21 protein-coding genes are annotated in these 20129 nt (G+C 34.2%); 15 read left to right on the top strand and 6 right to left on the bottom strand.

The features are described from left to right. Positions 1–3991: beta strand repeat-containing protein (locus tag ACIDC4_RS23810; protein WP_488381169.1), on the bottom strand; the 3991-nt coding region annotated here is incomplete at its 3' end. Positions 3992–4023: 32 nt separating this feature from the next. Then, on the bottom strand, positions 4024–4680 hold the full coding sequence (locus tag ACIDC4_RS23815) for a COG1470 family protein (protein ID WP_412045509.1): 657 nt from the start codon (positions 4678–4680) through the stop codon (positions 4024–4026). Between the two features lie 498 nt (positions 4681–5178). On the opposite strand from ACIDC4_RS23815, the gene ACIDC4_RS23820 reads away from it, so the two are divergent. The 7 genes from ACIDC4_RS23820 to ACIDC4_RS23850 all read left to right on the top strand — a co-directional run bounded on the left by ACIDC4_RS23820 (position 5179) and on the right by ACIDC4_RS23850 (position 11676). Next, the gene (locus ACIDC4_RS23820; protein ID WP_230039606.1) at positions 5179–5664 is read left to right on the top strand and encodes a SixA phosphatase family protein; all 486 of its coding nucleotides are present in this window, start codon (positions 5179–5181) and stop codon (positions 5662–5664) included. Between the two features lie 6 nt (positions 5665–5670). Further along, on the top strand, positions 5671–7752 hold the full coding sequence (gene ppk1 / locus ACIDC4_RS23825; RefSeq protein ID WP_412045508.1) for a polyphosphate kinase 1: 2082 nt from the start codon (positions 5671–5673) through the stop codon (positions 7750–7752). A 33-nt stretch (positions 7753–7785) separates the two neighbouring features. Beyond that, on the top strand, positions 7786–8676 hold the full coding sequence (locus ACIDC4_RS23830) for a Ppx/GppA phosphatase family protein (protein WP_194619812.1): 891 nt from the start codon (positions 7786–7788) through the stop codon (positions 8674–8676). 164 nt (positions 8677–8840) lie between these two features. Beyond that, entirely contained in the window at positions 8841–9422 is a 582-nt protein-coding gene (locus tag ACIDC4_RS23835) for a TMEM175 family protein (RefSeq protein WP_230039603.1), read from the top strand. A gap of 17 nt (positions 9423–9439) precedes the next feature. Further along, positions 9440–10000, top strand: coding sequence for a Crp/Fnr family transcriptional regulator (locus tag ACIDC4_RS23840; RefSeq protein WP_412045507.1), 561 nt, complete (start codon positions 9440–9442; stop codon positions 9998–10000). A gap of 59 nt (positions 10001–10059) precedes the next feature. Continuing rightward, the gene (locus ACIDC4_RS23845) at positions 10060–11094 is read left to right on the top strand and encodes a saccharopine dehydrogenase (RefSeq protein WP_412045506.1); all 1035 of its coding nucleotides are present in this window, start codon (positions 10060–10062) and stop codon (positions 11092–11094) included. Between the two features lie 3 nt (positions 11095–11097). Next, the gene (locus ACIDC4_RS23850) at positions 11098–11676 is read left to right on the top strand and encodes an NAD(P)H-dependent oxidoreductase (RefSeq protein ID WP_412045505.1); all 579 of its coding nucleotides are present in this window, start codon (positions 11098–11100) and stop codon (positions 11674–11676) included. Positions 11677–11767: 91 nt separating this feature from the next. Here ACIDC4_RS23850 and ACIDC4_RS23855 read toward each other — a convergent pair whose 3' ends face one another. The 3 genes from ACIDC4_RS23855 to dnaX all read right to left on the bottom strand — a co-directional run bounded on the left by ACIDC4_RS23855 (position 11768) and on the right by dnaX (position 14183). Continuing rightward, the gene (locus ACIDC4_RS23855) at positions 11768–12325 is read right to left on the bottom strand and encodes an acetate uptake transporter (RefSeq protein WP_412045504.1); all 558 of its coding nucleotides are present in this window, start codon (positions 12323–12325) and stop codon (positions 11768–11770) included. Between the two features lie 113 nt (positions 12326–12438). Further along, a complete protein-coding gene (locus ACIDC4_RS23860; protein ID WP_065449429.1) occupies positions 12439–12840 on the bottom strand; it encodes a hypothetical protein in 402 nt (133 codons plus the stop codon). Positions 12841–13097: 257 nt separating this feature from the next. Then, positions 13098–14183 (bottom strand): DNA polymerase III subunit gamma/tau, encoded by a 1086-nt coding sequence (gene dnaX / locus ACIDC4_RS23865; protein WP_065449430.1) that lies wholly within the window; start codon positions 14181–14183, stop codon positions 13098–13100. A gap of 375 nt (positions 14184–14558) precedes the next feature. Between dnaX and ACIDC4_RS23870 the strand changes: the two genes are divergently transcribed. From ACIDC4_RS23870 to ACIDC4_RS23900, 7 genes are all read left to right on the top strand, one after another. Beyond that, positions 14559–15263 (top strand): hypothetical protein, encoded by a 705-nt coding sequence (locus ACIDC4_RS23870; protein ID WP_412045503.1) that lies wholly within the window; start codon positions 14559–14561, stop codon positions 15261–15263. 6 nt (positions 15264–15269) lie between these two features. After that, positions 15270–15722 carry a nuclear transport factor 2 family protein gene (locus ACIDC4_RS23875; protein ID WP_412045502.1) on the top strand — a complete coding sequence of 151 codons (453 nt, stop codon included), beginning with the start codon at positions 15270–15272 and terminating at the stop codon, positions 15720–15722. 102 nt (positions 15723–15824) lie between these two features. After that, positions 15825–16517: a hypothetical protein gene (locus tag ACIDC4_RS23880; protein ID WP_412045501.1), complete on the top strand. Its 693-nt coding sequence runs from the start codon at positions 15825–15827 to the stop codon at positions 16515–16517. Positions 16518–16716: 199 nt separating this feature from the next. Continuing rightward, a complete protein-coding gene (locus ACIDC4_RS23885) occupies positions 16717–17196 on the top strand; it encodes a BON domain-containing protein (RefSeq protein ID WP_412045500.1) in 480 nt (159 codons plus the stop codon). A gap of 7 nt (positions 17197–17203) precedes the next feature. Beyond that, on the top strand, positions 17204–17575 hold the full coding sequence (locus ACIDC4_RS23890) for a LysM peptidoglycan-binding domain-containing protein (RefSeq protein ID WP_412045499.1): 372 nt from the start codon (positions 17204–17206) through the stop codon (positions 17573–17575). Positions 17576–17779: 204 nt separating this feature from the next. Next, complete coding sequence (locus ACIDC4_RS23895) at positions 17780–18028, top strand: type II toxin-antitoxin system ParD family antitoxin (RefSeq protein WP_412045498.1); 249 nt, start codon at positions 17780–17782, stop codon at positions 18026–18028. Further along, complete coding sequence (locus ACIDC4_RS23900) at positions 18021–18314, top strand: type II toxin-antitoxin system RelE/ParE family toxin (protein WP_412045497.1); 294 nt, start codon at positions 18021–18023, stop codon at positions 18312–18314. Before ACIDC4_RS23895 ends, ACIDC4_RS23900 begins: the two co-directional genes overlap by 8 nt. Positions 18315–18746: 432 nt before the next feature. Here the strand turns inward: ACIDC4_RS23900 and ACIDC4_RS23905 are convergent, their stop codons facing one another. Continuing rightward, positions 18747–19118, bottom strand: coding sequence for a winged helix-turn-helix transcriptional regulator (locus ACIDC4_RS23905; RefSeq protein ID WP_412045496.1), 372 nt, complete (start codon positions 19116–19118; stop codon positions 18747–18749). Between the two features lie 128 nt (positions 19119–19246). On the opposite strand from ACIDC4_RS23905, the gene ACIDC4_RS23910 reads away from it, so the two are divergent. After that, positions 19247–20041 carry an SDR family oxidoreductase gene (locus tag ACIDC4_RS23910; protein WP_412045495.1) on the top strand — a complete coding sequence of 265 codons (795 nt, stop codon included), beginning with the start codon at positions 19247–19249 and terminating at the stop codon, positions 20039–20041. Positions 20042–20129: the final 88 nt, after the last annotated feature.

The raw sequence follows: 20129 nt of genomic DNA on the forward strand, positions 1-20129 counted from the left end.
AAGCAGCAAGCGCTAAAGCCGAAGTTGGTTGTCCTATAATAACAGAGTTTGTTTGAGTCGAACAATTATCAGTGACAGTCAAAGTATAAGTTCCTGCCGGAAGATTCGAAACCGAAGCCGTAGTTCCCACCGAAACATTTAAAGCGTTTTTCCAAACATAATTTACAGTTCCAACAGAATTCGTAACTAAACCAGCAGTTACTGATCCGGTGCTAAACCCAAAACAGGTAACATCAGTTTTAGAAGAAGCTGCAAGCGCTAAAGCTGCGCTTGGTTGTCCGATAATAACCGAGTTTGTTTGAGTCGAACAATTATCAGTAACAGTCAAATTATAAGTTCCTGCCGGAAGATTCGAAACAGAAGCTGTAGTTCCGACCGAAACATTCGAAGCATTTTTCCAAACATAATTTACAGTTCCAACAGAATTAGTAACTAAACCAGCAGTTACAGATCCTGTACTAAAACCAAAACAAGTAATATCCGTTTTAGAAGAAGCCGTAAGCGCTAAAGCCGCACTTGGTTGTCCGATAATAACTGAATTAGTTTGAGTAGAACAATTATCAGTAACAGTCAAAGTATAAGTTCCCGCCGGAAGATTCGAAACAGAAGCTGTAGTTCCAACCGAAACATTCGAAGCATTTTTCCAAGAATATGTAACCGTTCCAACATTATTGGTTACTGTACCTGCAGTTACCGTTCCCGTGCTGAACCCAAAACAAGTAACATCAGTTTTAGAAGAAGCCGCAAGCGCTAAAGCCGCACTTGGTTGTCCGATAATTACTGAATTAGTTTGAGTCGAACAATTATCAGTAACGGTCAAAGTATAAGTTCCCGCCGGAAGATTCGAAACAGAAGCCGTAGTTCCCACCGAAACATTCGAAGCATTTTTCCAAACATAATTTACAGTTCCCACAAAGTTAGTTACCGCGCCAGCTGTTACAGATCCTGTACTAAAACCAAAACAAGTAACATCAGTTTTAGAGGAAGCCGCAAGCGCTAAAGCCGCACTTGGTTGTCCGATAATAACCGAGTTTGTTTGAGTCGAACAATTATCAGTAACAGTCAAAGTATAAGTTCCCGCCGGAAGATTCGAAACAGAAGCCGTAGTTCCGACCGAAACATTCGAAGCATTTTTCCAATTATAAGTAACCGTTCCCACAAAGTTAGTTACTGTACCCGCAGTTACCGTTCCAGTGCTAAACCCAAAACAAGTAACATCAGTTTTAGAAGAAGCCGCAAGAGCTAAAGCCGCACTTGGTTGTCCGATAATAACTGAATTAGTTTGAGTCGAACAATTATCAGTAACAGTCAAAGTATAAGTTCCTGCCGGAAGATTCGAAACAGAAGCCGTAGTTCCTACCGAAACGTTTAAAGCATTTTTCCAAACATAATTTACAGTTCCAACATTATTGGTTACTGCACCCGCCGTTACAGATCCTGTACTTTTTCCAAAACAAGTAACATCTGTTTTAGATGAAGTTGCAAGTGCTAAAGCCGCACTAGGTTGTCCGATAATAACCGAGTTTGTTTGAGTTGAACAATTATCAGTAACAGTCAAAGTATAAGTTCCCGCCGGAAGATTCGAAACAGAAGCTGTAGTTCCCACTGAAACATTCAAAGCATTTTTCCAAACATAATTTATAGTTCCAACAGAATTAGTAACTAAACCAGCAGTTACAGATCCTGTACTAAATCCAAAACAAGTAACATCCGTTTTAGAAGAAGCTGCAAGTGCTAAAGCTGCACTTGGTTGTCCGATAATAACAGAGTTTGTTTGAGTAGAACAGTCATCAGTAACAGTCAAAGTATAAGTTCCTGCCGCAAGATTCGAAACCGAAGCCGTAGTTCCAACAGAAACATTCGAAGCATTTTTCCAAACATAATTTACAGTTCCAACAAAATTAGTTACTGCACCCGCAGTTACAGATCCGGTACTAAAACCAAAACAAGTAACATCCGTTTTAGAAGAAGCTGCAAGCGCTAAAGCCGCAGTAGGTTGTCCGATAATAACTGAATTAGTTTGAGTCGAACAATTATCAGTAACAGTCAAAGTATAAGTTCCTGCCGGAAGATTCGAAACCGAAGCTGTAGTTCCTACCGAAACATTCGAAGCGTTTTTCCATGAATAAGTAATAGTTCCAATTGAATTGCTTATTGCACCGGCATTCACACTTCCTGTACTTTTCCCATAACAGATAACATCCGTTTTAGAAGAAGCCGCAAGGGCTAAAGCTGCAGTTGGTTGCGTAATAACTACTCCGTTAATATTGGCAGAACAACCATTGGCATCCACTACTTTTATATTGTAGGTTCCGGCAATTAGAGCTTGTAAAGTATTTGGAGTTGTTCCTCCATTAATATAATAAGTAAACGGCGCAGTTCCGTTGGTAACATTTACCTGAATTTTACCATCGTTTCCGCCAAAACAGGTCACATTCGTTTTTGGCCCTAATGCGACAGTGTAAAATGGAGGCAAAGTAATATTAGAGGTTACAAAATCCCGATTGGCATACCACCATGTATTGATCGTATTTAAATTTCCGTACTGAGGACTACCATTATTATTACTATTGAAATTGTTCCAGGTATGACAATTACCGGGAGGAACGTTATTAGGAGTACAACCGGTTAGGTTTAGTTTGCTGCTAAAAACACCTCCTGTATAAGTAATGTTACTATCATCCCAGTAAAGTTTTAGAACATATCCTGATGGAGCAGCCGGCCTTACAGTTGTACAAGAAAAACCATTTTGATTTTCTTCGATATCATACATCGGAAAATGAAAAGCAGCCTGTCCAAAAGAGACTACGATAGGTATCGAGGTACCCTGCGCTATAGTATTTCCCAATCCGTCTTTTCCATTCCAGGGAACACTAACAGCATATGGTGGAGCTCCGGAACCTGTTACACTTTGAGTAGTTAGTACATCTTTTGTACCTGGAGTATAAATTCCGTCACCATTATTAAAATCAAGAAGTATATCAATTGTTCCGCTTTTAAAAACACTAATATTAATATTACTTTCTCCAATACCACAATTGGTAATTCCGTTTATTTGTATGTTTCCGTTATACGTTCCGTTTTTCCAGACATTAATATCAGGATCATTAAGAAAGACCTCATACTTCGGACTCATTTTAGTTGCATTTGCTGCATTCCAGACGCTTTTTTGATCATTAGCCGTATTTCCTGTGCTTCCTGCTCCTGTATTATTAAAAGCAACATTAAAGTACCAAGGTCTAAAACCCGCACCATTAAAATTAATTTTATTTACGAAACCTGTTTGTGTAATAGCTCCTGTTGTTGAACCGTTATCCGGAGCAAAAACAAAGAAAGCACCATTAAAATCAGTCGTAACATTATCCATTGCAAGAGCCCATCGTTTAGAGTACAGACGTCCTGAAATAGAATTTTTAGTAGCATTATTAGCAACTGTAATGTCATAATAATTATAATAAAGTTCTGTGTAACTATTGTTATTGGTTTCAAATTCAATATAATAATCACCTGCAGGCATACCGGTTGGATCAAAGACAATAGGAACATAACCAGTTGTAGTAATACCATTAATTCCATTTGGTCCGTTTTGAGCTCTTGAAAGTTTTTGAGCTTCTGTACCAGTTATATTTGATGATGAAGTAGTTAAATTATAACTTCCAAATACAACATTGCCGTTAGGATCTAAAATTCTAAATTTAGAATCAACTTCTGAATTATTATTATCCGGAGCAGATCTTCTGGCTTTACTAAAACCCAGATATACTTTTTCACTATTGGGGTTTTGAATCCTAATGTATAAACGTTGTTCATTAGTAGAACCGTATCTGGCAAAATTACCATACTCATTGTTGTTGATACAAAGAGAAGCTCGATGATTAACATCCGGCGTGGTTTGTTTTGTACCTTCTCCGCCATAAACATTCATGAACAAAGAACTTAATATAAAACTTAGAAGGATTTTTATTCTGATTTTAAAAGTAAAGTTTTCCATATTAAAAATTTAATATTGATGTGATGGTTATGCTAAGAGAAAAAACGAACTGCAACTACATTTTGTAGTAAGAAAACATAAGCGGCTCTGGAATTCATTGCGTTTTTTAAATCGAAGTATGATTTATTAAAACCAATTCCTTTTGTTTTTTTAGGAGGGATGTAGGTGTAAAGAATGACCTGATTTTTACTTTCCGGGCAAGAACCTGAAGTGGCGACAACCTTAGTGCCATTCCACTGGTCGAGCTTGCTACTGTCAGTTAAGTTGAGTTTTACATAAAATTCTACAGACTCTCCGGCAGCAAGTGTAATGGTTTTATTAAGTGCCGAATTGTTTTTATGCTGCAGTTTATTGCTCATTAAAATATTATTTTGCGAAGAACTTCCGTCCGGGTTTTCGGCAAAGCCCGAAAAGTTGTCCGCAGATAATTGATAAGTGTCTGTAGTAGTACCGGTGTTTTTAATTTGAAGTAAAAATGAAGTTTCGAAACCATTATACTTTTGCTCCTTATCTCCTTCAATAGTTATTTCTGAATTGCATGAACCCGATTGTGCAAATGCAATAGCTGTAATGAAACAAAACAGTAGAGTAAAAATGTTTTTCTGAAAAATGTTTTTTTTGAAAGAAAAAATAAACTTACAATTGTGAACAAATTTCGCTGCTTTTTCAAGAGTAGTTTTAGTTATCATATACTTAGGTTTTTTGTTTTTGGTGTTTATCAAATTTTAACAGAATCAAAGTTATAGAGAGGTGTTAATTTTGATTTTTTTTGTCCGTAACTAACCTAAAAACTCGTTGAAGTGTATTTTTTTTGTTAAATAATGGTCTAAAAAGCAATTTTTTTTGTCATTTCTAACAAATAAAAAAGTAGTCTTTTTTTGGTTTTTTGACTAAAAACGCAAATTTTAAAAACTTTTAAATGATTAATAATCAGATATTTAGTTAATTTTTTATAAATATACTTCAATCGACCAACTGTTTGGTTTAATAGATGAAGAGCACTTTTTTATAAAACTGATGTCATCGTAGCGTTATGTTTTTAGACGGTATAAAAAACTTTAATTCTTGTTAAAATTTGCTTTTAATGTTAACAGAAATAAAAAAAGTAAGAGGTTTAATATTTCTTTTGTAAATTAGAAGTTCAATAAAATTATTAACCTTCTAAGAGGTTTCTAAACCATCCGCCTATGAAAAATTTAATTTTAATACGCCATGCAAAATCAAGCTGGGAAGCGCCTTTAAAAGATTTCGACAGACCTCTAATGAAAAAAGGAATCCTGGATGCTCATGAAGTATCGGCAAATATTTCAAATTTTCTTCCTAAAACCTATATAATATGGAGTAGTACTGCGGCGCGGGCTTCAGAAACGGCACTGATTTTTGCCCAAAATATTTCGTATCCTATTGAAAGTATCGTTTATAAAGACGATCTTTATACTTTTGATGAAAAACAGCTCGAAAACGTTATCAAATCATGTGATAATAGTTTCGAAAGCGTTATTCTTTTTGGACATAACGAGGCTATTACAAATTTTGTTAATAAATTTGGGGATGTTTTTATCGAAAATGTTCCTACTTCAGGCTTTGTCTCTTTACAGTTTGATGCAGAAAGTTGGAACTCAATTAATAAAGGTAAAACCCATAAAACAATTTTCCCCAAAGATTTAAAATAATATAAAGTGTACGAACAGAAATATATCGATAGAGAAAAAAGTTGGTTAGCGTTTAATGCGAGAGTGCTTCAGGAAGCGGCAGATAATACGGTTCCGCTTTTAGACAGGCTGCGTTTTGTTGGAATTTTTTCGAACAATTTAGATGAATTTTTCAGGGTTCGTTATGCCGCAATTCGTAGATTAAGCCTTTCCGGAATTTCTGGAGAAAAATATTTAGGTGGAGTTTCTGCACATCAGTTAATTAAAGATATTACCGAAATTGTAATTCAGCAGCAATCTGAAAGTTTACGTATTTTAGGTAACATCGAAACAGAACTGGAAGCCGAAAATATTTTAATTATTAATGAAGATGAAATAACACCGGATCAGGCATGTTTTTTAAAAGACTTTTTTGATCAAAAATTGAGTCCTGAATTAGTAACCATTATTTTAAATGATTTAGCAGAATTCCCAATTCTTAAAGATACATTGGGGTATTTGGCTGTTCGTTTAGAAATGAATACAAACGATGAGGTTCGTTATGCCGTTATCGAAATCCCGAAAACGATCAACAGATTTGTTGTATTGCCTTCTCACGATGATAAACATTATGTTATTCTTATCGATGATGTAATTCGATACAACCTAAAAAACATTTTTAATATTTTCGATTATAAAAGTGTTTCGGCACATATGATCAAAATTACCCGTGACGCTCAGTTAGATATCGATAGCGATTTGAGTAAAAGTATGCTCGAAAAAATTGCAACATCGGTAAAAGACAGAAGAATAGGGGAGCCAGTTCGTTTTATTTATGATAATTTAATCGAAGAAGATACGCTGCATTTCTTTTTAGATAAAATGAAAATTGTAGAAACAGATAGTATTATTCCCGGAGGAAGATATCACAATCGTCGTGATTATATGAGTTTCCCTAATTTAGGAAGATACGATTTACTTTATAAACCAAATGAACCATTGCCAATTCCTGGACTAAGTTTGGGAGGAAGTATGCTCGAAAAAATAAGTAAAAAAGATTATTTGTTACACGCTCCATATCAGTCATTTTCATACTTAACCAAGTTTTTGCGTGAAGCAGCTTTGGACCCGAAAGTAACCAGCATAAAAATTACTTTGTATCGTTTGGCTAAGAATTCGCAGATTATTAGTTCATTGATAAATGCTGCAAAAAATGGTAAAAAAGTAACCGTACAAATAGAACTTCAGGCACGTTTTGATGAAGCTTCGAATATTTCGTATGCAGAGCAAATGCAAACCGAAGGAATCGAACTTATTTTTGGAATTAAAGGCCTTAAAGTACACAGTAAAATTTGTGTAATCGAAAGAACTGAAGAAGGAAAATCACGTCGTTACGGATTTATCTCTACAGGAAATTTCAACGAATCAACGGCAAAAATTTATACAGATGTTACCCTTTTTACCTGTCATCAGGGAATTTTGAAAGACATCTCAAAAATATTCGAATTTTTCGATATCAATTACAGAGTGCACAGATACAAGCACTTAATTGTATCGCCACATTATACAAGAACAAAATTTATTAAGCTAATAGATCGCGAAATTCTGCACGCTTTGGCCGGTAGAAAAACGCATATTAAATTAAAAATGAATAGTTTATCTGATTTTAAAATGATCGATAAATTATACGAAGCCAGTAATGCCGGCGTAAAAATCCAGCTTCAGGTAAGAGGTATTTGCTCCCTAATTCCAGGAATTCCGGGAATGAGCGAAAACATCGAAGCCATAAGTATTGTCGATAATTACCTGGAACATTCAAGGGTTTATATTTTCGGTAATGCCGGTCTGACCGAAGTTTATATTTCATCAGCAGATTTTATGACCCGTAATCTTGACGGAAGAGTCGAAGTAACCTGTCCGATTTATGATCTTGAAATAAAGAAAGAATTAATAGATAATTTTAATATTGCATGGAAAGGGAATGTTAAAGTGAGATATCATTCCTATAAATTAGATAATAAATACAAACCTCGAAATCATCATGCCCCTTTTAGAGCGCAACTTGAAACCTATAAATATTATCAGAACAAAATATCAGTTTTAGAGCAAGTTCCTCAAAAAATAAATTAAAAATAAAGAATAATTTTCAAATCATAAGTGAGCATGATTAATATAAAAAAATATGCAGCAATAGATATTGGTTCAAACGCCATGAGGCTTCTAATATCGAATGTTGTAGAACAAGATGGCAAAGAACCACAATTTAATAAAAGTTCGCTTGTTCGTGTGCCAATTCGTTTGGGACAAGATGCCTTTACAGTAGGAGAGATTTCAGAAGAAAATATAGATCGGATGGTGGATGCCATGAAAGCATTCCATCTTTTGATGAAAGTACATAAGGTAGAGCGTTATATGGCATTTGCTACTTCGGCAATGCGTGAAGCATATAATGCCAAAGAAGTGGTCGCTTTAATTAAAAAGAAAGCCGACATAAAAATCGAAATTATTGATGGTAAAAAAGAAGCTGCCATTATTGCATCGACTGATTTACTTCATTTATTAAAAAATGACGAAACCTATCTTTTTGTAGATGTGGGTGGTGGAAGTACAGAATTTACTTTGTTTTCTGACGGAAAACTTATCAATTCGAGATCTTTTAAAGCCGGAACTGTTCGTTTGCTGAATAATATGGTGCACGATGTGGTTTGGGATGAAATCGAAAAATGGATTAAAACCAATACGGCAGATTACGATGAGGTTACTTTAATTGGTTCCGGAGGAAACATTAACAAGTTGTTTAAAATGTCCGGAAAACAGCAGGAAAAACCACTTTCGTACATTTACATCAATTCGCAATACGCATTTTTAAATTCATTGACTTACGAACAAAGAATTGCAGAATTAGGATTGAATTCAGATCGTGCCGACGTAATTATCCATGCGACCAGAATTTATCTTAATGCCATGAAATGGAGTGGCGCACGCCAAATCTACGTTCCAAAAATAGGACTTTCAGACGGAATCGTAAAAGCAATGTATTACGGTAAGATTTAGTATTAGATCTTTAGGAAAAAAAATATTTTTGCCACGAATTCCACAAATTTACACGAATTATATTTTTCAATAGGAATAAAAAATTAGTGTAAATTTGTGGAATTCGTGGCAACTTTTTTCAGCATATTTCAGGCTGTAAACATAATTCAAAAACATATAAATAAATGAATAAAACAAGACTCGAGGCTTTTAGTGATGGTGTATTGGCGATTATTATCACTATTATGATTTTAGAAATTAAAGTTCCTGAAGGACATGAATTTGCCGATTTAAAAAGACTTATTCCTAAGTTTCTAAGTTATATTTTGAGTTTTATTTATGTGGGAATCTATTGGAACAATCACCATTATTTAATTCATGGCATGACCAAAATAAACGGAAAAATCCTTTGGGCAAATTTGCATTTATTATTTTGGTTGTCCCTAATTCCCGTTGCAACAGGCTGGATGGGAGAACATAATTTTGCAAAAGCTTCCATGACTTTGTACGGAGTCGTTTTGTTTTTATCGGCAATTGCGTATTTTATTTTACAGCGAATTATAATTGTAAACGAAGGTGAAAATTCAGTATTGGCAAAAGCTATTGGCAGGGATTTAAAAGGATATACATCAGCTATTTTATATGTGGTAGGAATAGTCTTTTCGTTTTACAACGAATGGGTTTCAGGTGCTGCGTATTTTGCTGTAGCCATGTTATGGCTTATCCCTGATAAAAGAATTGAAAAAGTCTTTGCTTCTAAAAATTAATTTATTCTGCATTTATAATGAAATCAGTTTTTCAATCTATTCAGGTTTTGCCTCAAAATGAATTAGAGCTGCTCGATGATTTAATTACTTTTCGAAAACTCAAAAAAGGAGAACTTTTATTGCAAGAAAACCAGGTTAGTAATGAAATCGTTTTTATCAATAAAGGGATTTTACGTTCGTATTTTTTCAATCATCAGGGCGATGAAATCACGAATTGTTTTGCTTTCGAAAACGAATTTATGGCTTCATTCTCTAGTTTTATAACGCAAAATGTAGCCGAAGAAAATATTCAGGCAATAGCTGATACAGAGTTGCAAGTCATAAGCCGTGAAAGTTTAGAAAAGCTTTATGCCTTAGGAATTCATTGGCAGGAAATAGGACGTAAGTTAACTGAAATGGAATATGTAACACTTCAAAAACGAATGATTTCTTTTCAGAAATTATCCGGAACCCAACGTTATGAAGAACTTTATAAAAACCATAAAAAATACCTGCAGCTCATTCCATTGCAATATTTAGCATCCTATTTAGGCGTGACGCCAAGACATTTAAGTAGAATACGTAAAGCGGTTTTATAGGACATTTGTCTGGTTATCGAGAGATATCTCATCATTATTTTTGCTGAAAACAATATATAATGATGAGAAAAAATATTTTAGTAATTGGCGGAACCGGCTTAGTAGGTAAAGTCATATTACGAATTCTTGAAGCAAGAAATCCTGACTTTAACCTGTTTGTAGGAAGTCGTCAGTCAGGAAAAACGAACAAAGATTTAATTGTTGATGTTACCAATCCAAAAACGTTTGAATGTATTCTACAGAATAAAATCGACCTGATTGTATTGTGTACAAAAGATAGCAATAATGAAATTTTGCAGTTTGCCATACAAAACAAATTAGACTATATCGATATTACAAAGCCAACTCCAGATCTCACTATTGCGTATGATTTAGCCAGGGTTAATAGCCAGAAAATAGATAGCCGAATTGTTTTTAGTTCGGGCTGGATGGGAGGTATAGTAGGTAGTCTCGTAGATTTTATACAGCCGGACAAACATAAAATTCAGGAAACCAATATTTTTATCTATTATTCTGTAAAAGATTTGGCAGGAAAAAGTTCAGCCAATTTTTTAGCTGAAAACGTATGTAAACCCTTTGTTGTTTATAAAAATAACCAACCACAACATGTAAAGCATTTTTTAAATTCCGAAAAATTTAATTTCTCTTTCGGAATTGGGAAACGTCAGGTTTATAATCTTGATGTTCCGGATTTGTTTATTTTAAATCAGGTAGAAAAAATACCAACTGTTTCGGTTAAGATGACCTACAATTCTAAGTTTGTAACCAGTTTGATGGGGTATTTTCAATCACTTAAGATTTTTAATATCATGTTTTTAAAAGAAAGACAACTGCTTTTTGGTTCAAGCGGAAATGGCGATCAAACCATTTTTGAAGTAGTCATAAAAACACAGCAGAAAACAAAAAGAGTTAGCTTGCAAAGCATTAAAGGTCAGGCTGAACTAACGGCTTTTTCGACAGTTTTGCATGTCGAAAAAATGTTGAGTGAAACTTTATCGGGCGGAATTTACTTTAGTCATCAAATACATTCGTCGAAAGAAGTTTATGAGGCTTTAAATACTTACAGTACCATTAATCTTAAAATAAACGAATAGAACATGAAAAAAATACTGATCATAAACGGACATCCAAATCCGTCAAGCTTCAATTTTGGAATAGCCGAATCTTATCTAAAAGGGGCAATCGCTTCCGGTGCAGAAGTCGAAACCATAACAATTGCTGCATTAAATTTTAATCCAAACCTGCAATTTGGTTATCAAAAACGAACTGAATTAGAACCGGATTTACTGGAATCGTGGGAGAAAATCAAAAAGGCAGACCATTTGGTTTGGATTCATCCGGTTTGGTGGGGAGGTTTACCGGCAATTACAAAAGGGTTTATTGATCGTTTGTTTTTACCCGGAATGGCATATCAATATCGCGAAAACTCAGTTTGGTGGGATAAATTACTAACAGGAAAAACGGCACATATTATCACCACCTTAGATCAGCCAGGCTGGTATTACAGATTGTTTTATGGAAGACCAAGCGTGAATCAATTAAAGAAATCTACTTTAGAATTCTGCGGTATAAAACCTGTAAAAGTAACTTACATCGGAATCATAAAAACAGCAACAGATTTTCAAAGAGAAAAATGGCTGCAAAAAGTGTATGATTTAGGATTGAAGAATAAATAAAAAAGTTTGCCACGAATTACGCCAATTAATACTAATTTTTCATTTAAAAAAGGTTCAAATTTAATTCGTGCAATTCGTGGCAAAAATAATATCAATAAGGCAGCACTTTTTCACCTTTTACTTCTTCTAATAATTCGGCCATAGACAAATAAAAAGCACTACTTCCGCAAATAATACCAATTGCTCCTGCAAAAGTGGCTATTGATTCAATTTCAGTCCATTTTTCAATTGCTAAAAGGAAGAATAAAACAGTTAAGGAAAGAAAAATAAATTGCTGAACCTTACTGCCGCCCCATGTTCCATACCACATAAAAGCAGTAAATATTCCCCAAAGAGCGAGATACCATCCTAAAAAAGATGAAGGAGAAGGTCCTGCTACAGTAATGTCGCTACTTGGCAGCATCCAGATAGCAACCAAAGTAATCCAGAAAAATCCGTACGAGGTAAAGGCAGTAGCGGCAAAAACATTTCCTCGCTTAAACGCAATAATTCCCGCAATTACCTGAGCAATTCCTCCATAAAAAATTCCCATTGATATGATTACAGCACTTACAGGAAAAAATCCCATATTGTGAATGTTTAATAAAATTGTGGTCATTCCAAAACCCAGAAGACCTAGTGGTGCAGAGTTTGCTAATTGTTTTTCCAATTTTTTAAGTTTTAATAAATTATTAATACGTCAAAAATATAGAAAAAATACTACAAAAAATATAGTTGAATGAAAAAAAATATCCTGAAATAGGTTTAAAGGACTTCTAAAAATTATGAAGTTAAATCTAACCCAAATGTAGATCTTAAAAGTTCAAGATTAGGATTAATTTCGACTAAACGATTGTATCGATCCTGATCGTTTAAACTTCTTTTGATTTCGATAGTTTCATTTACATTTACTTCAATCGTAATATCGTGATTGTGCAAATGTCCTTTTAAATGCCCTAAAAGACCATGAATCTGACCTTCAAAATCTAATTTAGAACCTTCGTTGGGTAACTCAAAAGTAATAACTGTACCGTTTAGTTTAGGATCATTAATCAATAGTAATGATTGCATGATTTTGTGCCCTTTGTCACCCAAACGCTGCGCATATTTATTCCATTGCACTAACATTTCAGTCTCCGTAAATTCTTCCGTAGGCATTACAGAAGTTGGCTTTACGTAGGACATACTAGCTGCTTCGAGCTCTTTTTTCTTGCGAATACTCGATAGAGAAAAAGCAGAAATTTTAGGTTCGTTGCTAACTTCAGCTTTTGGAGTTTCAACTTTCGGCGCTTCAACAGTATTGTTTACAGCAACATTGTCGTTTTGATTGACATTGCTATTTTGATTGGCATTGTTTTCTACCCCAGTATTTGGAACTTGGTTTTTTGCAGTTGGAATTTCAGTAATAGAATATCCACTATTTCTGTAATAAGTAGGGGGAATTATGAATTGCTCAACTTTTTTTTTTCTCCATCAAAGCTGATAGAGGCCAATTGCATTAAACATAATTCAACCAAAAGGCGTTGGTTCTGACTCAATTTATATTTTAAATCACAGTCGTTTGCAATATCAATTCCTTTTAATAAAAATTCCTGCGAACATTTTTGAGCTTGCACACCATACATTTGTTGTGCTTGTTCACCTACTTCCAGCAAAGCTATTGTAGCAGGAGTTTTGCTTACCAGTAAATCTCTGAAATGAGAAGCCAGACCGGCAATAAAATGATGTCCGTCAAAACCTTTTGCAAGAATATCATTGTACGCTAATAAAAGATCCGGAATCTTATTTTCTAAAAGTAAATCGGTAATGCTAATGTAAGTTTCGTAATCTAAAACGTTAAGGTTTTCGGTTACAGCCTGACGTGTTAAGTTCGTTCCGCAGTACGAAACCACACGGTCAAAAATAGATAAAGCGTCACGCATTGCACCATCTGCTTTTTGAGCAATAATGTGCAAAGCATCATCTTCAAAATTGATTCCCTGACTTTTCGCAACTTCAGCTAAATGTTCTTTAGCATCTTTTACCGTAATTCTTTTGAAATCAAATATCTGACAACGAGATAAAATCGTTGGAATAATTTTGTGTTTCTCTGTTGTTGCTAATATAAAAATAGCATGTTTTGGCGGCTCTTCTAAGGTTTTAAGGAAAGCATTAAAAGCTGCCGAAGACAACATATGAACCTCGTCAATAATATAAACTTTATATTGACCGGTTTGTGGCGGGATTCGAACCTGATCGATCAGGCTACGAATATCATCAACAGAGTTGTTGGAAGCCGCATCTAACTCAAAAACGTTAAAAGCGAAATCTTCGTTAGGATCATCATATCCGGGCTGATTTATTTTTCGAGCCAAAATACGCGCGCAAGTAGTTTTACCAACTCCACGTGGTCCTGTAAATAAAAGGGCAGAAGCAAGGTGATTGCTGTCTATGGCATTCAACAAAGTGTTGGTAATAGCTTTTTGCCCCACAACATCCTTAAACGTCTGTGGGCGATACTTACGAGCCGATACTACAAATTGTTCCATATTCTTTTTATTCGATAGCAAATATAGGCTGAAATTTACCAAATCACAAATCTGAAAATCATAAATATTTAAGGGAATTTTGATTGTTTTGAATGTGAGTCAATAAGGGATTTGAATTTTTATTTTTTAATATAATAGTGATGAAAAAGAACGCTGATAAAACGGCTCCGCTAAAGTGAAAACGCGGATTTTTAGGGATTTTTTTTTCATAACAATTGTCTTCCTGAGCGAAGTCGAAGGATCGCAATCATTATCGACAATCAATCTAATAACCGTGATAAAAAAAGAGATTTTAATTTTGTAATAAAAAATGTGTTATTTTTAATCCGATACAATTTTACTTTTTCTAAAAACTAATCTTTAAAACTAATTAAAATGAACCTGTCAAAATTTTATTTCGTTCTACTTTTCGCTTTTATTTCGAGTTCTATTTATGCTCAAAAGCAAGATGAAAAAGCGGTTGCCATTATCAATAAGGAACTTGAAGCAATTGGGGGAAAAGAATTTATAAAAAGTATCAATACGCTTTACACAAATTCGGTTACTCAAATGGAGGGACGGAATGCAAATTGGGTGGTAAAAGAAATGAAACCCAATATTGGCAGTTTTGAAATAGTGTATGGACAAAGGGTCGTTTTTAAATCGTGGTACGATGGAAAATTAGGTTATAATTTAAGCAATGGCGAAAAAACGCTGGCAGATCAGGAGAATTTTAAAGACAAATTATTTAAGAAAAATATATTCAACGAATTAGATTACCTGGATTCTACTTTGTACAAATTAGAATATGTAGGAACAGAGGATTTTGAATCAGCAAAATGTGACAAGATAAAAGCTACCTGCATAAACGGAAAAACAGTGTTTCTGTATTTTGATAATAAAACTGCCTTTTTAGTTAAATCCGAAACTTTAAATGGCGAAAAAGATTCGTTTTCAACGGTCGTTTATGGAGATTTTAAAACATTTGGAAAACTCACTTACTTTACAACGATGAGATTTGGAGTTGATCCCGATTCTCAAACGGCAAAAATTGAAGAACTTTTTTACAATGAAAAAGTAAGTGAAAACGATTTTAAATAAATATAAATGAAAAAGTTATTACTAATCACAATCACAATTGCATTTTACACTTTTAATCTTCAAGCTCAAACAGCGCAAGATACAATTGACATCAAACGTGTTGCTTTAGCTTATATTGAAGCGCAACATACTCCAAACCCAAAATTGATGGAAAGTGCTTTGCATCCGCGATTGGTAAAAAGATCTGTTTTTAGAAGCAAGGCCGCTCAAAAAGATTATATATCAGAATACTTTACAGAGAATATGGTGATTCTTGCAGAAACTTATAATGCAAAAGGTGATAAGTTCCCGAAAAATCCAAGAAAGGAAATTAAGCTTTTGGATATTTCGGCAAGAACAGCATCTGTAAAACTATTAGCTGATGCCTGGATAGATTATATGCATATTGTAAAAACCAATGGAGAATGGAAAATTATAAATGTGCTCTGGCAATATAATGATGTGACGCAACATGAGTAGTTTTTAATGTGTAAATTGCCTTTACGGATGATGATTGTCTCTAACTTTGTTTTGGAAGAGTCGATTAAATTTTGCTAAAATAAATAGTAAGAAAAGAAACGAATGAAAAATAATTTCCTGAAATTTTGTTCTCAAATTCCGTGGTTTTTTAATGAAAGTGATGGAATTTCTATTCATGATATAGAAATCACTTTTTCTGAAGATTTCACAAAGTTATTTCCAAATTTATATCAACTTTTAAGAACAGCAGATAGCGATTTAGTTGAATTGGAAAGAGATAAAGAAATTTCAAAATTTTATTTATTTACATGGAAAAATATTAATGGAGAAACCTCAGGATGGCTTTGTAAAATCGAAGAAGAAATACAATTCGATATTCCGAATGATTTGGAGATTTTAATTAAAAATATAGGAGGTATTCAGGAATCATATTCTGAAATTCTGGATGACGAACAACGTTTTACGGACAATCAAAATTTTCTTTTTATTGCTTCTGAATTGAGAAAGGATATTGGATTATGGAATGAGTTTTACCTAGATTTATGTAAAGAAGAAAACAAGATTCCTATTGATACGGCGAATTTGTTAAGAATTGCAGAAGAAGCGAATGGAAACGAAACTTTTTTAGATTTAAATACTAGTGAAGTTTTACTTTTTGCACCTGATCATGATTTCGAATATGTCTCAATCCTTAAAAATCAGCCCGAATATACTTTTTATAAAATAAAAAAAGTCAGTACGATTGTTGATTATACCGAGATTTTAGCAAAACAGTGGATGATCGTCGCACAATAGTATTTTTATGAAGTGGTAAATTACGTTTGGAAAAACAAGGTCAAATAATAAAAGTTCTGAGTCATAAAATTCAGGACTTTTTTTATTCCTCAATATTAAGAAATGGTAATAATATAAAAAATGTAAGATTATTTTGTAATATATAACTGATTTATTCGTTAACTTTAAATGTTTAATCAACTAAAAAAAAATATCTATTATGAAAATTAAATCTATTTTATTAGGAATGGGTCTTGCTGTCTCTTTAGTGGCTTGTGGTCCAAAAGATGCAGATATTCAAAAAGACATTGATGCACAAATTAGCGCTCTTCCGGGTGTTGAAGTTTCTGTAGAAAAAGGTGTTGCTACTATTTCAGGTACTTGTAACGATGAAACAATAAAACAAAGCGCTGAAAGTATTGTAAAAGGAGTAAAAGGAGTTAAAACGGTAGTAAACAATTGCGAAATTCCAGCTCCGGAACCTGTAGCTACAACTACTCCGGTAGAAATTAATGCTGATGGTGTATTGACTACTTCGGTAAATGACGTGGTAAAAACCTATAGTGGTGTAACTGCTACTGTAAAAGATGGCGTTGTAACTCTTACAGGAGATATCAAAAAAGATCAATTACCAAATTTGATCAAAAGCGTACAGGAACTAAAACCTAAAAAGGTAGAAAATAAGTTAACTATTAAATAAGGAAGTCATGAGTGTAAAAGATAAATATAAAGAGTTAACAGATTTGGCTACAAATTTAGGAATAGCAAATTTGCAGGTAAGAGAACAAGATAATGTTTTGTATGTTGATGGGACAGCAAAATCAGCAGAGGATAAAGAAAAACTATGGAGTGCTTACGGAAAAATAGATCCTGATTTCAGATCGGCCGATGTCGTAATGAATATCGAAGTGGCCGAAGGAACAACTACTGAATATACAGTAAAAGGTGGAGATTCATTATCTAAAATTGGAAAAGCGCACGGGGTTTCCTGGGAAGCAATTTTTGAAGCCAACAGAGATATCATTAAAAATCCTGACCTGATTCAACCTGGTTGGAAACTAAAAATACCAACAGCATAATTTAGTTTTGTGTTGTTATTGAAAGTCCGTCTTTATGATGGACTTTTTTTATGTTTTGAATTGAAGTGGCACACGGATTTACATGATTTTTTTATTTAGTCATTCGTGAGGAATGATAAGTCTGAATAAAATTAAAATTAAAATTTACTACGTTGTTTAAATATTACCAAAAATTGGTAACTTTGAATTAATTTATAAAATGCTATGGGACGAAATACTTCAATATCACTAGGAAATCATTTTGAAAACTTCATTGAAAATAGCCTTTCTGAGGGAAGATTTAAAAACGCGAGTGAAGTAGTTAGAGCCGGATTACGTCTTTTAGAAGAAGAAGAAAGTAAACTAATTATTTTGAAGAAGGCAGTTCAGGACGGAATTGACAGCGGACGCGCCGAAAACTTCGATGCCAAAAAACATCTTGAAAGTTTAAAAGCAAAGAGAAAAAATGGCTAAATACTATCTAACTAATAAAGCGGTTGACGATTTAGCTACTATTTGGGATTATACTTATGATGAATGGTCAGAAAATCAGGCGGATAAATATTATCTTTTACTTTTAAATTCATGTCAGGAAATAGCCGACAATCCTAGTCTCGGCAAAAAATACGATAACGTAACAGAAAAATTGTTGGGTTTTAAATCGAATCAGCACATAATTTTTTATCAGATTATTTCAAATAAAGAAGTTGAAATCATTAGAATTCTTCATGGAAGAATGGATTTGAAAAGTAAGTTTTAAAGTTTTTCGGGGCTAGGCAATCATTTTCATAAGGGGACTTAAGATTATACATTACGTTTGTCATCCTGAGCAAAGTCGAAGGCATACCAATTGAAACGTGGGCTTCGACTTCGCTCAGCCTGACACATGATCAAAACATAAAGTAATTCAGCAAATGAGATTGCTTTGTTCCTCGCAATGACAAAAATCCGTGTCAATCCGCGTTTTTGCGAAGCAAATCCGTGTCATCCGTGTGCTAAGACAAAGGTTACGGAATTACTTTGGCGATATACGAGTGTGATCCTTCGTTCATCAAGGATGACAAAATAGACCAAAATCTTCTTATGAATCCTAAAACCCTACTAGCCCTGATGGAAGCGGCATCCTTTTTCTTGCTTCTTTAGCAAGAAAAAGATATAGCGGACAGCAGGAAATAGCTCCTAAAAATATATATTATTCATCACTATCACTTAAAGGTTGCTTTAAAATAGAAGTTCTTAAACGGTTTTCGTTTTCATCTCCCCATTTTCCTAAAGCAGAAATTATTGGTATGAGTGTTTTTCCAAAATCGGTTAGGCTATATTCGACTTTGGGCGGCATTTGTGCATAGATAATTTTTGATACTAATTCGTGTTGTTCGAGTTCTTTTAGCTGGATATTTAAAACTCTTCTGGAAGCATCAGGAATTTTTCGCTGCAGTTCGCTTGGGCGCTGAAAACCTTCGTTGATGAACCATAACAAACGGATCTTCCATTTGCCATAAAGCACTTCACCAATTAGGTCCAGACCACAATTTAAGTTCAAAGGAATTTTTCTTTCATACATAAATACAAATTTAACCCAATGTTCTAAACTGCACAATAGGGGAAAAATTTATCCCTATGCAATTCGGTTTTCCGTAATTGTGGGAACCGGTCGTACTACCGAAATTTGCCTTTATAAAATCAAAACAAATGGAAACACAATTTAATTTTAATAATGAGTTATCAGGCAAAATTGCTTTGGTAACCGGCGGTACAAAAGGAACGGGTAAAGCAATTGCAGAACGATTGCTGAATGCCGGAGCAAGGGTTATTATTACGGCAAGAAACAAACCTGAGACGGAGAATAAAGAGTTGCATTTTATTTCGGCAGATTTGAGTACTTCAAAAGGTGCGGCAAAAGTAATTGACGAAATAAAAACAAATTTTGGCAAACTGGATATTCTGATTAATAATCTTGGAAGTTCAGAAACTCCTGGGGGTGGTTTTGAAGCTTTGATGGATGAAGATTGGGAACAAACTTTTCAGGCGAATTTATTTGCTCCGGTACGATTAGACAGAGGTTTTTTGCCCGGAATGATTCAGCAAAAGTCAGGCGTAATTATTCATATTGCTTCGATTCAGGGAAAATTGCCTTTGTACGATTCGACTTTGCCTTATGCGGCTGCAAAAGCTGGATTGATTAATTACAGTAAAAGTTTATCGAATGAAGTCGCGCCAAAAGGGGTTCGCGTACTTACGGTTTCTCCGGGCTGGATCATGACAACATCGGCAAAAAGAATGATGGAAAGAATTGCCCAAAGTTCGAATGGTACAGTTGAAGAAGCGACTGAAAGTGTGATGAATGCATTGGGCGGAATTCCTTTTGGCCGTCCTGCACAACCTGAAGAAGTAGCAGAGCTGGTTGGTTTTCTGGTTTCGCCAAGAGCCAATTATTTAACCGGAACCGAATTTGTAATTGATGGCGGAACGATTCCTACAATTTAGATGATAACAATTACAAAAAAGGCAATTTTACACAGAAATTGATTGTTTGTAAGTTGTAATTTGATTATTTATGTCGCTGAGTGTAAAG

Source organism: Flavobacterium sp. C3NV (assembly GCF_046825355.2).
GTDB lineage: Bacteria > Bacteroidota > Bacteroidia > Flavobacteriales > Flavobacteriaceae > Flavobacterium.